This window comes from Sphingomonas sp. BL-S-28, assembly GCF_055521515.1.
Genome location: NZ_CM145483.1, coordinates 327,928 through 340,639 on the forward strand (window position 1 = coordinate 327,928; position 12,712 = coordinate 340,639).

17 protein-coding genes are annotated in these 12,712 nt (G+C 60.0%); 7 read left to right on the forward strand and 10 right to left on the reverse strand.

All coding sequences use genetic code 11. The annotated features are described in order from the left end of the window. Positions 1-7: 7 nt before the first annotated feature. Complete coding sequence (locus tag ACZ1JC_RS01395; protein WP_465140249.1) at positions 8-829, forward strand: hypothetical protein; 822 nt, start codon at positions 8-10, stop codon at positions 827-829. Positions 830-979: 150 nt separating this feature from the next. Here ACZ1JC_RS01395 and ACZ1JC_RS01400 read toward each other — a convergent pair whose 3' ends face one another. Next, positions 980-2,479 carry an arylsulfatase gene (locus tag ACZ1JC_RS01400; RefSeq protein WP_465139690.1) on the reverse strand — a complete coding sequence of 500 codons (1,500 nt, stop codon included), beginning with the start codon at positions 2,477-2,479 and terminating at the stop codon, positions 980-982. A gap of 382 nt (positions 2,480-2,861) precedes the next feature. Between ACZ1JC_RS01400 and ACZ1JC_RS01405 the strand changes: the two genes are divergently transcribed. Next, complete coding sequence (locus ACZ1JC_RS01405) at positions 2,862-4,364, forward strand: DUF1254 domain-containing protein (protein WP_465139689.1); 1,503 nt, start codon at positions 2,862-2,864, stop codon at positions 4,362-4,364. Positions 4,365-4,374: 10 nt separating this feature from the next. Then, the gene (locus ACZ1JC_RS01410) at positions 4,375-4,827 is read left to right on the forward strand and encodes a GFA family protein (RefSeq protein WP_465139688.1); all 453 of its coding nucleotides are present in this window, start codon (positions 4,375-4,377) and stop codon (positions 4,825-4,827) included. Between the two features lie 29 nt (positions 4,828-4,856). Here the strand turns inward: ACZ1JC_RS01410 and ACZ1JC_RS01415 are convergent, their stop codons facing one another. The 4 genes from ACZ1JC_RS01415 to ACZ1JC_RS01430 form a co-directional block, all read right to left on the reverse strand. Then, positions 4,857-5,066, reverse strand: coding sequence for a hypothetical protein (locus ACZ1JC_RS01415; RefSeq protein ID WP_465139687.1), 210 nt, complete (start codon positions 5,064-5,066; stop codon positions 4,857-4,859). A 67-nt stretch (positions 5,067-5,133) separates the two neighbouring features. Further along, positions 5,134-5,340, reverse strand: a complete 207-nt coding sequence (locus tag ACZ1JC_RS01420) for a cold-shock protein (protein ID WP_465139686.1) — start codon at positions 5,338-5,340, stop codon at positions 5,134-5,136. 360 nt (positions 5,341-5,700) lie between these two features. After that, the gene (locus tag ACZ1JC_RS01425) at positions 5,701-5,967 is read right to left on the reverse strand and encodes an antitoxin Xre/MbcA/ParS toxin-binding domain-containing protein (RefSeq protein ID WP_465169056.1); all 267 of its coding nucleotides are present in this window, start codon (positions 5,965-5,967) and stop codon (positions 5,701-5,703) included. Positions 5,968-6,279: 312 nt separating this feature from the next. Continuing rightward, complete coding sequence (locus ACZ1JC_RS01430) at positions 6,280-6,453, reverse strand: hypothetical protein (RefSeq protein ID WP_465139685.1); 174 nt, start codon at positions 6,451-6,453, stop codon at positions 6,280-6,282. Between the two features lie 311 nt (positions 6,454-6,764). On the opposite strand from ACZ1JC_RS01430, the gene infA reads away from it, so the two are divergent. Then, positions 6,765-7,034, forward strand: a complete 270-nt coding sequence (gene infA / locus ACZ1JC_RS01435; RefSeq protein WP_465139684.1) for a translation initiation factor IF-1 — start codon at positions 6,765-6,767, stop codon at positions 7,032-7,034. A 32-nt stretch (positions 7,035-7,066) separates the two neighbouring features. Beyond that, positions 7,067-7,213 (forward strand): hypothetical protein, encoded by a 147-nt coding sequence (locus tag ACZ1JC_RS01440; RefSeq protein ID WP_465139683.1) that lies wholly within the window; start codon positions 7,067-7,069, stop codon positions 7,211-7,213. A 249-nt stretch (positions 7,214-7,462) separates the two neighbouring features. Here the strand turns inward: ACZ1JC_RS01440 and ACZ1JC_RS01445 are convergent, their stop codons facing one another. The 3 genes from ACZ1JC_RS01445 to ACZ1JC_RS01455 all read right to left on the reverse strand — a co-directional run bounded on the left by ACZ1JC_RS01445 (position 7,463) and on the right by ACZ1JC_RS01455 (position 10,012). After that, positions 7,463-8,302 (reverse strand): hypothetical protein, encoded by an 840-nt coding sequence (locus ACZ1JC_RS01445; RefSeq protein WP_465139682.1) that lies wholly within the window; start codon positions 8,300-8,302, stop codon positions 7,463-7,465. A 217-nt stretch (positions 8,303-8,519) separates the two neighbouring features. After that, on the reverse strand, positions 8,520-9,152 hold the full coding sequence (locus ACZ1JC_RS01450; protein ID WP_465140247.1) for a tyrosine-type recombinase/integrase: 633 nt from the start codon (positions 9,150-9,152) through the stop codon (positions 8,520-8,522). 566 nt (positions 9,153-9,718) lie between these two features. Further along, complete coding sequence (locus tag ACZ1JC_RS01455; RefSeq protein WP_465139681.1) at positions 9,719-10,012, reverse strand: hypothetical protein; 294 nt, start codon at positions 10,010-10,012, stop codon at positions 9,719-9,721. A gap of 309 nt (positions 10,013-10,321) precedes the next feature. On the opposite strand from ACZ1JC_RS01455, the gene ACZ1JC_RS01460 reads away from it, so the two are divergent. Both ACZ1JC_RS01460 and ACZ1JC_RS01465 read left to right on the forward strand, forming a co-directional pair. Continuing rightward, positions 10,322-10,789 (forward strand): DUF7079 family protein, encoded by a 468-nt coding sequence (locus tag ACZ1JC_RS01460; RefSeq protein ID WP_465148478.1) that lies wholly within the window; start codon positions 10,322-10,324, stop codon positions 10,787-10,789. A 158-nt stretch (positions 10,790-10,947) separates the two neighbouring features. After that, positions 10,948-11,610 carry a hypothetical protein gene (locus ACZ1JC_RS01465; protein WP_465139679.1) on the forward strand — a complete coding sequence of 221 codons (663 nt, stop codon included), beginning with the start codon at positions 10,948-10,950 and terminating at the stop codon, positions 11,608-11,610. 203 nt (positions 11,611-11,813) lie between these two features. Here ACZ1JC_RS01465 and ACZ1JC_RS01470 read toward each other — a convergent pair whose 3' ends face one another. Further along, the gene (locus tag ACZ1JC_RS01470) at positions 11,814-12,023 is read right to left on the reverse strand and encodes a hypothetical protein (protein ID WP_465139678.1); all 210 of its coding nucleotides are present in this window, start codon (positions 12,021-12,023) and stop codon (positions 11,814-11,816) included. 157 nt (positions 12,024-12,180) lie between these two features. After that, the gene (locus ACZ1JC_RS01475) at positions 12,181-12,381 is read right to left on the reverse strand and encodes a hypothetical protein (RefSeq protein ID WP_465139677.1); all 201 of its coding nucleotides are present in this window, start codon (positions 12,379-12,381) and stop codon (positions 12,181-12,183) included. Positions 12,382-12,712 lie beyond the last annotated feature (331 nt).

Below are 12,712 nucleotides of genomic sequence, written 5' to 3' on the forward strand. Positions count from 1 at the left end.
ATTGCTCGTGCTGCTGAGCGTGATGCTCACCGTCCTTTCCCTCGCGTTGCGGGCGAGGGCGGGGGATTTCCTGTATCTGTTCCGCGAATGGCGCCTTGGTTTGCGTGCAGTGGTCGCGATGTTCATCGTCGTGCCAGCTATTGCGATTCTCATGGCGAATGTCTTCGACTTGAAGGGCCCGGTGAAAGTTGCGCTGGTGGCGTTGGCCTTCTCGCCGGTTCCGCCTCTCTTGCCCAGGAAGCAGGCCAAGGCGGGCGGAGACGCATCGTATATCACCGGTCTTCTGGTCGCTGCGGCGTTGGCATCGCTGGTGCTGGCGCCGATCGGGCTCTCGGTGACAGGAGCGATCTACGGCGTGGAAACGCAGGTCTCCCGCAGCGGCATGGCGACCACGCTGGGGCTGACCATCGCCTTGCCGCTGCTGCTGGGCGTGCTTGGCCAGCGCGTGCTGGGTGACGCGAGGGCCGCGGCGGTCTCGGGGCCGCTCAGCAAAGTCGCAAACGTCCTGTTTGCGGTCAGCGTGCTGGCTCTGCTGGTCGCGCTGGCGCCGGCGGTGGGCAAATTGCTGGGTGATGGAACGATTGTGGCGCTGGTTGCAATGAGCCTGGTCGGTCTGGCCGCTGGCTGGTTTCTGGCTGGAGACGATCGGGACAATCAGATCGTGCTGGCGCTGGCTTCCGCTGCCCGTCACCCTGGCGTCGCGATCGGCATCGCGACGACAAGCTTCCCGGAGGCAAAGCTGGCCCCTGCCGCGATCATTCTGGCGGCGGTGGTCAATACGCTGATCGCGATCCCGTTTCTCAAGCGGTTGCACAAGAGCGAGGTTTAGCGCTGGCTCAAGTTTGCCAGCGCACTACGCGACGACAAAAGCAAAGCGTGGTCCGGTTCAGGATGAACGGACCACGCTTTGCTTTTTTAGATTTCGACCTGACCTGACGGCGGGGCTTGGCCTTGGCCAGAGCCCCGCTCTTGCGCGTCTTCAGTCGGTTGGCGCTTGTTCCTTCATCCCCGCAAGAACCGCGGCCATGCCGATGCCGGTTCCCTTCTGCGATGGCGGGAAGTCATGCAGGCTCTGTACGAACCGGGCGATAGGTTCGGTCAGTTCGGGCATGATCCAGCTCTTTTCTTTCATCCAGAGGAACTGGCCGCCGGTATCAGGGCTGCGTTCGAACGGATCGGCCTTGATGTCGATCACCAGGCCGCCCGGAATCTTGGTTGCTGCGTCGAGCCACTTGTCCTTGATCGCGATGTGGATCTTCCAATCGTCAATCCGCACTGCGGTCGGCTCGGTCTCCGCGAAGAAGAAGAATTCGCGGCGCCGCGATTTGCCATCGGGCTTGGTCAGCATGTCGATCTGGTTGTAGCCATCCAGATGAACCTTGTAGTCGGTCCCGCCGATGCTCTTGCCCGCGACGAGTTGCTCCTTCACGTCCGGCTCGCCGACGGCGGCCAGCAAGGTCGGCACCCAATCCTCGCTGGTCATGAACTCGCCGGTCCAGCTGTTCGCCGCGATCTTGCCCGGCCAGCGGATCAGCATGGGAACGCGGAAGCCGCCATCCCACGTCGTTCCTTTCTCGCCGCGGAACGATGCCGTTCCCGCCATCGGCCAGTGCGCCAGATTGATGCCATTATCGGAAGTCAGCAACACGATGGTGTTATCCGCCAGCCCTTCCGCGTCGAGGGTATCGAGCAGCTTGCCCACCAGACTGTCGAGTTGCAGCACCGCATCGAAATAGGGCGTGTGCCCGCTCTTGCCGAGCCATTCGGGTGACACGTGGATTTGCTGGTGCATTCGGGATGGGCAGTACCAGAGGAAGAACGGATTTCCGGCGCCCTTCTGCGCCTTGATATATTCGATTGAAGCATCGGTGAATTCGTCGTCGATGGTGCCCATCCGATCTGTGGTGAGGGGCCCAAGATCCTCGATCGTCTGCTTGCCGACACGGCCCCAACGCGGATCTTCCGTCGGATCGTCGTTATCGCTCGCGCGGGCGTGGATCATGTTGCGCGGGCGGCCGGCGAAATTCGGGTCTTTGGGAAAATCGGGCTGCTCGGGCATCTCCATCATGTTGAGGTGATAGAGAAAGCCGCGAAACTCATCGAAGCCGTGGACCGTGGGCAGGAATTCGTTGCGATCGCCCACGTGGCTCTTGCCGAACAGCGCCGTGGCATAGCCCAGATCCTTGAGCAGCGCGGCCAGCGTGACGTCTCCGTCCTGAAGGCCGACCTTGGCGCCGGGCTGGCCGACGGAGGTGAGGCCGGTGCGGATCGGATACTGGCCCGTGAGGAAGGCGGCGCGACCGGCCGTGCAACTCGGCTGTGCGTAGTAGTCGGAAACCATCATGCCCTCCTGGGCCAGACGGTCCATGTTGGGTGTGCTCACGGCGCCGAGGCCGCGGTGGTAGGCGGAAAGGTCCATGGGAGCCATGTCATCGATCATGATCGCGACGATGTTCGGACGAGTGGAATCAGCGGCCATCACATTCTCCTGCATTCGGCTCTGTTTCCCTCGCTGCCGACTGGAAAAACATCGGGTAAAACCCCCGGCCGGAGGGAGGCGTCTCCCCATGGCGAGGCTTTGGATTGTCATTTCCGGGAAGGCTGCGCCTCAAGGGACGTGCTCACAGCCCAGGCGTTGCCGTGATGAGAAACGCAAACATCGCTGGATATCGGGAAGCGCAGTCCTTGGCTTTCCTCACCCGGAGTTAATCGCCTTGCCGTCCGGCAATCAGAACGGGGCAGGCTTGTGCATTTGCCTGTCTCCTACACGACATTTTGCCCTGTTTTGCGGGTTGATCCCAATGATTGGTGTGAACGAAGGTCGATAGGCTCCGGCGAGCGATTGCCAGGAGATTTCCGTCATGGTCGACACCTCGCCCCGTTCAAATGCACCATACCTAGTCCGCCAGTTCACGCCGGCTAATCCGGCGCTGGCCAATGGTGCCGGCGTGCCCGCCAGCCTGACCAGCGAGCACTATGTCGAAGCGCTGGCCCGCGTGGTCTACGTCTGGGGGCATCCACTGGTGAACACCGTGGGGCGGACCAGCACTTGGGCGCTTATGGAAGGGCATGGGCCCGGTATGGCGATGGGGCTTTTTCCCGGCTGCCCCAAGAACTGGATGGGCTATGTCGACGACTATCTGCCCGCTGCCCAGCGCAAAGTGGTGACGCCCAATAATGACACGATCTACGGCGCCTGTTTCGCCGATCTGGGCGATGAGCCGGTGGTTATCCAGACGCCGGACGACGTGCCCCAGGGGCATTACTGGACGATCCAGATCGTCGATGCCTTCACCACGGTGACGCACCAATTGGGCTCGGCATCGGCGACGCCGGCGGGTAAGTACCTATGGGTAGGGCCCGATTGGCAGGGCAGTACACCCGAAGGGTTCGTGGATGTGCTGCGCTCGCCGACGAACATCGGTGTGGCCATGGCGCGTAGCTTTGCCGCGCGCACGCCGGAGGGGAAGGCCAGGGCGCGGGCGGTGCTCAACCAGATGGGGGCTTATCCGCTAAGCGCGGATGCGCCGGGCCGGCGCAAGTTCGATTGCGAGGCAAGCGCGCGCAACAAGGTCTACCCCGCTGGGCTGACCGCTGAGATGCTGGCCGCCGATCCGGATCTGCTGCGTATCCGGCCGGTGCACGGTGCGAGCTTCTGGGACGATCTGGAAAAGGCTCTGGACGCCAATCCGAAGGTGGGCGTGAACGATGCGGCCATGGCGGCTCAGGCGCGGACTCTGCTGGGATTGCGCCAGAGCGATCCGCGCTGGAAAGCGCTGTTGGACCGCGCTGCGCTGACCGCCGATGCCGAACTCTACGAGGGCGCGCGGTACGATCAGGTGGGCACCGACGCCGGCAATGGGTGGCAGCGGCAGGAGAATGGCGCCGACTGGGGCACCGACTGGTACGGGCGGGCGCTTGCGGCAGTGATCTACATCTACGTCAACCACTACCGCGAAGCGGTCTACCTGATCCGCGGGACCGATGCCGAAGGGGCGCTGCTGCAAGGCCGGTACCGCTACACGATGCGCTTCGAGAAAGGGCAACTGCCGCCTATCGATACGGCCAAAGGCGGCTTCTGGTCGCTGACCATGTACGATCGCGACTATTTCATGATGCCCACCAGCCCCAATGGGCGGCACAACATTGGAACGGTGAGCCTGGACGCAAACGAATTGGCGTTCGGCGCTGACGGCTCGTTGACTCTGGTGTTGTCGCATGAGGAGCCCGCCGATGCGGAGGGCAGGGCGAATTGGCTCCCTGCTCCCGATGACCAGTTCGCCGTGCTATTGCGCACTTACGTACCAAACGAGGCGATACTGAGCGGAAGCTATGTTCTGCCAAACGTCGAACGTATTCGCTGAGAGGTAAAAGATGTCAGAAATCAGAGGAAGCTGCCTCTGCGGCGGCGTCAAATACGCCATCAGCGGGCCGATCTTGGGGCCAGCCAACTGCCATTGCACGATGTGCCGCAAGCAGCATGGAGCAGCTTTCCGCTCAAGGGCCAGAGTCAAAGCAGCCGACTTTCGGTGGATCGAGGGCGAACATCTCGTCAAATTCTACGAATCGTCCCCAGGGACCCGTCGAGGGTTTTGCCGGGAATGCGGCTCGCCGATCGTGAACCATGTCGACACGAACGCGGTTTCTGGCAGCTTCAACCCTGCCGGAGAACCTTCAATGCTTGGAATTCAATTGGGAGGGCTGGACGACGACCCCGGCTTGGCGCCAGCGGTACACGTCTTTGTGGCAGACAAGGCTCCCTGGTTTACCATTACCGACGACTTGCCCCAGTTCGCGCAGATGCCTGGCCAAGCAGGAGGCCATTAGAGATTTCGAAGGCCCAAAGCCATTTCTGCTCAATTCACCCCAGCCAATTCGCTAAGGCGAAGTTGCTCTTGCGCGGCCTTCACCTTGCGGGCTTCTTCAAGTCTCTGAGCACGGTCAGCTAGTTCTGTCCATGCAGACGCAGCTCTCAGGCAGCGGCCGCGTACTTGCGGCAAGCTTGCTGCATCGGCCGCAGTCATCTGGAATTCGGCTTGTTCACGATAGAACGTCAGCGATGACATCTCGACTACTCCGGCACTGATGGCTAAAATCGGCGGGCCTTGGAAAAGGCCCGCCGGTCACGCTGGATCAGGCCGACTGGAGGTTTACTGCCGAGGTCTTGCCGCGAGGATCCGTTTCGAGTTCGTAAGAAACACGCTGGTCCTTGGTGAGGGTGCTCATCCCTGCACGTTCAACGGCGCTGATGTGAACAAAAGCGTCGCCGCTGCCATCTTCGGGAGCGATGAAGCCATAGCCCTTGTCGGCGTTGAAGAACTTGACGGTGCCGGTAATCATCTGGGAATCCTTTGCCCAATACAGGTATGACGGGCATGCGCCAACGTTGGCGCATCCCGGCTTCGTGAGGCTAGTAAGGGACAAAGGGGAGCCTTGGCGGCCCGATATCCGTCGCAGGCGACGTGTCAGCCCATCCCTTCTACGCGCATGAGAGAAAATTAGATAGGTATATTCGAGATATCTTTACGACTTTGATCCAAAATATCGCATCGACATGATGCGCAAAACCATAAATCCCGTTCAAACATACGTCTAATCACAGGCGATCAATTTCAATGAGATCAACTGCGATGAGGGTTCCAAAAACTCGGCATCCCGCATTTTGACGCAGATAAACGCGACCCAACACTCGATGGTCGATCAGCTTGCTCGCTTAAAGCTTGAAAGAGCGCGCCCCACTCGGTCCAGGCCATCGGCTGACCCAATCGCAAGATCGAGCGGACGGCCGCCCAACGTGCTGCACGGGGTGTTGAGATAGGCAATAGCCGCGTCTCGCCCACCGAGAGTTTCGAACGCGAGCTTCGTCACCTGACCTTGCCGCCTCGCCGCATCAGGTGCCAGCTTTGTACTATCCGACCAACGCGCTTTCGGCCGCGCCGGTTGGCCAGGCTTGTCCTTGTTGTCCACTTTCGATGTCCTACTGATAGGGCCGCATCCGGTGCGCGGCGAACTTCCAGAGCAGAGAGGTGATCTGGATTTGACCGATTTCAGAAGCGGTGGCTGTTTCAAGCATGGTTTGCCCAAAGCCGGGGCCGGGGCTGAAAAGAAAATTCCGCGCAGCTAAGCGACCGCCAAGCAATGCGAAGGCAAGGCCGACTATCTCACTGCGCCGCTGCAAAGATCGATCGGCTCTAGCTCTGCGACTCCAAAGCCGCCCACATGGCGCCACGCCGGTCGGTCGGGAACGAAGGCACGTAGAGGAGTTTGGCGGTGGCCAATTCATGCCCAGCGCGGATATGTCGCGACACCCATGTCATGACGCAGCCGCGCGATCCGTGTTTCGTAATGTCGCACCAGATCAAAACGCGACCCACAGTGATCATCGCTTTTGTCGCGCGCAGCGTAGTCGATAAGCGCAACCTGATGATGAAAAAGTAGCTGATTAAGATCCATGCGGCCTCTCCTTTTGCGGGAGCGCGCTCGGTCTCTCAGTCGTCGACGTGCGAAAATTGCCGACAATAAAATTCTTGTACGCGATTTTCAGCGATTCAGCGAGCGTATTCCGGAAATCGGAGAAAATATTAAAATTACGCTCAGCTGTTGAAAAATGGATTTTTACGTGTATATGAACATCGCTGCGTCGTATTTACCGAACGCTCACCTGCATATTATGCGGGCTTTTCCTCAAGCATTAGCTTGCCTTTCATGATCGCCGTTTTGCGCATGCATGACGGCTGGCGCGCTCGTATTCGGGACATCATGGATTGGCCAAGGAAGAATTGCTGACGATGGAAGGTTACATCGAGGAAATCCTCCCCGATGGACGTTTTGCAGTCATGCTCGACAATGAGCACAAGATTATCGCCTACACGGCAGGCAAGATGCGAAAATACCGCATCCGGTCAGTGGTCGGCGACCGTGTGCATGTCGAGATGACGCCTTACGATCTGACCAAAGGTCGGATCGTGTTTCGCGAGAGAACGCCGGGTCAGGCCGGAGGGCCGCCCAGACGGCGCAGCGGTTTCAGAAGATAAAAGGCGGAACACATTCCGCACCGTAGGATACCATGCAAATCATCACATCGGGCGCGCAGAAGCGCCCTGAAAATGCCACGTACCATCAGCTCATCGGGCGTGACATTCTGCCCCAAAAATCGTCCGGCCTTCTTAGCCGCGACAACCTTCGGCGGTTAGTCGCCACCATGGTCGACTGATCTCGTTCTCTTGACCCTGGTCCGGTTTTAACACGGTCCAGAACAAGGGATCAGGCAATTCATCGGTCGGGCTTAACCCCGGCCGATGCGGCAAATTCGGCCGAGGTCATCGCCCTGGAATGTGTGTGGTCAACTCGGATCAGGAGGCGGCCTGGTTGTGGCGGCTTACGGGGAGGGGAAGCCGACTATTGAGTGCCTGAAACGAGGCGCTCGCGACCGGGGGTTTTGTAAATGGGCAGTTGGGCCCCCTCAGAAACGGCGATGCTCCCGACCGTCGATCAGGTCACAAGTGCCACGGAATGCGTAAGGCGCCATCCCCTGGACGCTGATCTGGCCGCTGCGGCGGTCAATCGTCACCGACGGTTTGTTTAGGCCATTCAGCCGGTATTTTGCCCGGATGATGTCAGACCCCATTTCTACATCATAGAGATCCCACCAGCCGTCATTGCCTCGACTGTTGATTGGCGGAACCAGCTTCTTGGGTAGCCGGATGCGACCGCCGCCTTCCCAGAACTGAAGCATCAAAGATGCATCGAACTGCTGTCCCGTCATCTCGGTGCGATTACCATAATCGTACCGGTCGGTCTGCGCGTTCCAGGACCAGCCATACGTTGTGGATACTCCGGCCCTTTGGCCGTCACCGAAACATACCAAGCCAAGGTCGACGTAGCGGTTGTTCACCTGATAGCGGTCACGATCCTCAACGAAACTTGGCGACTGGCGCTGTCCGCCCGATGATGCGCCATAACCGATGTCAGGATGATAGCCATGATCACGATCATCATGGCGTGCTTCGGAACCACCGCGCCCAGCGCTTTGTCCGCAATCGACAGGCAACGTCTCGGCGATCGAATCATAGCGACCGTTCATCGTCGCCACCGTGACGCACTGACGCGTTTCGGGATTCCACCATGTCGTATAGCTTCGATCGTCGCCTTTCTCACCCTTCACGAATTGGTAGCCGTGTGCCTTCATTTGCGTTTCACCGCCTGCGGCCCGCGCCCCAATAAGATCGGCCAGCCCGGACGGCGGCTGCGCGAGGGCGACTTGCGCTGCCAGCGCCGACGCAAATCCGGCGATTGCGGTCATACACACTTTCATCGCGTGGCTCTCCATATCCAATCAATCAGATCGGTTTGATCTCAAAAGAATGTTTATCCTACCTGTACCGCAACTCAACTTTGCGGGGGGCGACCGCAGCTACAAAGCCGACCGTCAGCTTGAAATCGACGAAAAGGATGCTGCACGTTTTGACTTAGGCGATCGCTGTTGATCTGGCTCCTCGTCAGGACGAGGAGCCAGTCGCTCAGATTTCCGTACCTTCTGCCAGGGCAAGGGCGTCCTCCACATCAACGCCGAGATAGCGCACAGTGTTTTCGATCTTCGTGTGTCCAAGAAGGATCTGAACCGCCCGCAGGTTACCCGTCGCCTTGTAGATGATCGACGCCTTCGTACGTCGCAGCGAGTGCGTACCATATTCTTCGCGGCGAAGGCCGATGCCGGTCACCCACTCGTCGACAAGGCGAGCATATTGCCGTGTGCTCAGATGGGCGGCGTGATCTATGCGGCTTGGAAACGCGAAATCGTCAAGAGTGCCGCCTCGACGATCCAGCCAAAACTCAAGGCTGCCGCGAGCATCGGCGGTCAGTTCAAACTGGACCGGTCGTCCCGTTTTCTGTTGGATTACGATAGCCCGTGTCCGGATTTGTCCGCCCACGACGAGCTCGCCGATCTTGATTTTAGCCACATCGCAGCCTCGCAATTTACTGTCGATCGCGAGATCGAACAACGCGCGGTCCCGAACGCGTCCGTGCTGATCCAAGAAGAAGCGGATCGCCCAAACCTGTTTGGGCTTCAGCGGCCGTTTTGCGCCAAGCTTACGTCCAGCATTCCACGCCTTGCGCGCTTCCGCGCGGGGATCATATTCAGACATTCCCATCGATTTTCTCCTGTGGCCGGTGGTGGCCGAAGGGAAAACTATCGAGGAGTACCTTTCGTTGGCCGCTTCCAGTTTGTGTGGTTCTGACAGGCACCAACAAGATAGCTGCCATCTGAGTTGAGCCTGCTTCCCGAGGATGACCGGACGCTCGAGGCCATCGCCGCCGATCTCGGCGAAGTCCACGGCCTGCTCCGCACCAGGGCGGCGGATAACGGCGCAATCGACGGCGACTATTGAAATCAGCGCAGCCATTGGTGCCATGGACCAGTCCACGCAGCAGAATACGGCCATGGTCGAAGAAACCTCGGCCGCTGCGCGCAATCTTTCCAGCGAGATTTCCATGCTCTCCGAGCATGCAACTGACTTCAAGATCGGCGCCGGCTCTGCTGGCTTCCGTCCGCAGGTTGTCGGCGCTTGCAGCGTCGTCTCGTCGGTCAGGGCCGCCTCTACGGGCTGTCGCGTCGCGGGTTTCGGCTCAGGACGATGGTTACTGGACCGACTTCTGACGAATTGCATCCGTCCGGGGGGCTGATTACGGCCTTCCGGGCGGAACGATCTTCCTAGCGTTAGCTCAGGACCTGCAGCAATAGCGGCGAAATGCCCTCGAGGTGCCATTTTACGGCGATGATCGCTACAGCCGCCGCAGTGGAGTTCACCATGATCCGCCAGACCGCGGGGGCAGGATCTCTCGACGAAACCGACAATTCCAGGAGTGCTGCCAGCAGGCAGAATGTCAGGATCTGGTAGCGTGTCTCCACCATCTGTAAGGTGAAGCGGCCAATCGCGCCGCATGCCGCAAAGAGGAGGGAGCAGCCCAGCGTCAGTGCTGACCGTGTCGAATTGTGCATCGCAGCATTCATGCAAAAGACGGCTGGAACGCAAGGTGATGCCGCCGATCCGGCCTGGTCATGCGACTGTCGGAGGCGATATGACCGGGAAAGTCAGGGCCGGCGGCGGGCCCAGGGGTAAGATTAAGCCGGCCGCCGTTGCTGGGTCGGGTCGCACGCCCCAGCCCCTTTCTCTTCGCTGAAGTTGGCCCTCCACCTCCACCGAAGAATGTCACCATGGACCCCCTGGCAGTTTGGGCAATGAGCCAAAGGGATTAGCCGAGGTTATTGCGGGCCGAGATCGCGCTGGCGTGTGGAGCAGGATACGGGCATGGTTGTGTCATGAACCTGTGCAGTCCCATTGATGAGAGGCTGCCGGTCTGGACAGCGCTCAGTCAGCTTTTCCTCGATACCGAGCTTTCGCTAGGCGACATCGTTCGGGTTGCCGACCTTCTGGCCCGTGCGCCCTACGAAATCCCAGAGCTTGAGCGCATCCTTGTCGAAGAGGTCTTGCCGGCCTTTGCGCCCAATCTGATTGCTCCTGCCGGCGAATGGACGAGCTGGAGCGAAAGCGAAGTGCGTTCGATCATGGAGAAGGCGGAGCGCCGGGGCTATCTCGGGAGGCGGCTGGCGGACTTGACTGCGCTGCCCGTGAAGAGAGCTGTCCTCATGGAATGGAGCCGTGTCCTGCCATTGCTGGAGTGTAGCCGCGCCCAGGCGGCCCAGGCCGGCAGTGTTCGGCAAGAGGGAATTGCCCGGGAGGCTGGAAATGCCGGAGGAAGTGGAAGCGTTTCCAGCGACGGGGCGTAAGGACGATCCGATCTGATCGAGGATTGATTTGGCGCCTCCCGCATGGGCGGGATGGCGCTCTATGCCCCGCGCCGGATGGGCTGATAGAGCGGCCGGGGGTCGCGCTGCGCCTGATGGTGGCCCGTGCGATTGCAGGCTTGCCCCTCTGGCGGATCTTAGTGGAACCGCAGACCGCAAAGAGCGACGCGGTCAAGGCCCGCGTTCACGATAGCTGGGCGGAAGCCGTCTTCGACGAGCGGCGGCGCGCGGTTCTGGCGCTTCTCGATCTGCCCGATAACGTATCCACGATCATGGGCGGAACGGGCTACGGGATGTGCGGCACGCAGTGCCATCTGTGCAGGCTGTTCGCCCGCCTGATCGCACTGCCCGACTCGCAAGTGATGGAACTCCTGACCCTCGTCATGGGCGGGGCGCTGGATTCAGGAAGCGCGGCAATTGAGGCAGTCGGTACCGAAATCGGTGCCGATATGGCCAAGTGGTGGGAGGCGGACGATGCCTTCCTCGACACGCTGCGGAACCGCGAGGTGTTGCTGGGCATGGTGGCGGAAGTAGTAGGAAAGCTGGTGGCGGACGCCAATGCAAACGAAAAGGCGAAGACCTTGCGCGCGATCATTCGCGGGCATCTTACAGGCGAGGCGGGCGTATCCGGCGAGAGGGCTTGGTGCCGCGCTGGATGGCCTTCCCGCCATCCAACTACACGTCGCGCTGCGGGGGCTGCACGGTCGCGGCCCGTCCAATGGCTGTCGCCGCTCTGGAAAGCGAAGGCCCGGCAGAGAACGAGAGCGAGGCGGAATGGGCGCAAGCATGCTCCCTGCCCTTGAGGGTTTTACCTCTTGGATCCGGGAAAACTGGCCGCACATGGAAGCATGCAGGCAAGCCTTTGACGCGGCTGAGCAATAGCTGGTGGCTCGGATGGGCCCGCTTTTTGCGTCGACAACCCGATTTCCGTGGTTAAGCGGAGCGGTCGTTCCGTTTGGCGTACCTCTATGTGGCCTGCCAGTTGCACTGGAACGACGGGGGACCGCTAGAAAGCGTAATGAGTCAAACTCGCGGCCACTTCCTGCGGCTTGCGGATCGTGCAGAGCTTCTTCGCACCTTCCCAAAGCTCGGCGCTCCTGCGCGCAGCTTCACGGTGTGCGATTATCAGCGCAGAGGTCAGATCATCTGCCCTGAATTCCAGACGCTGCGCGACGCCTTCTTCGTCGTCTGAAAACCGTAGCGTGTAGATATTCATCTCTCTCCTCCAACCTGCATACCCACAGTCGCGGTCCTAATCTTCTTTCTGATTGTTTCGTTCCCGGCCCACGCGCTGCCCCTGCGCCAGAACCAGCATTCAAGCCGGGGGTCACGTTACGGATATATTAGCGCTTGATGGGCTTCGGACTACGTGCCTACTTGCCTACTGGCCAGACGTTCCCGACCGTGCGTTTGATCTCGCAGAGCTTACGGGATCCTTCCCAGAGTTCGGCACGACGTTCGGCAGGTTCTTTCTCTGCCAATTGCAGGGCTGCGGCGGGATCGCTGGCTTCGAATTGAATGTTCTTGGCAGGACCGTGGCGATCTTCAGCAAACTTGAGCGTATATATCGTCATAGCGCTCTCCACGCACGGGCCCGTGCCCGCTTCACTAAACGACCCATCATTTTTTGAATCTGAAGTCGGACCGGTCCAGATACTGTGCGATGGAACGAGAGTCCGAAGCGATAGACCTCGCAACCTACTGTCAGAATTTGCGCAGTTTCGCACACTGTGCACAGCTGCTGCGCTGGGCTCCCGGTGTAGTCCTATAGAAAAGCGGACAGGCGGCTTATAGGATCGCCAAAATGGTTGCCGAACGACTGAGATGGGGGCGTTTTCTGACTCCAACCGCGACGGGCGCATACTTACCGGCGAACGGCGCGTCAGCGGCTTTGTCGTTTCTTCG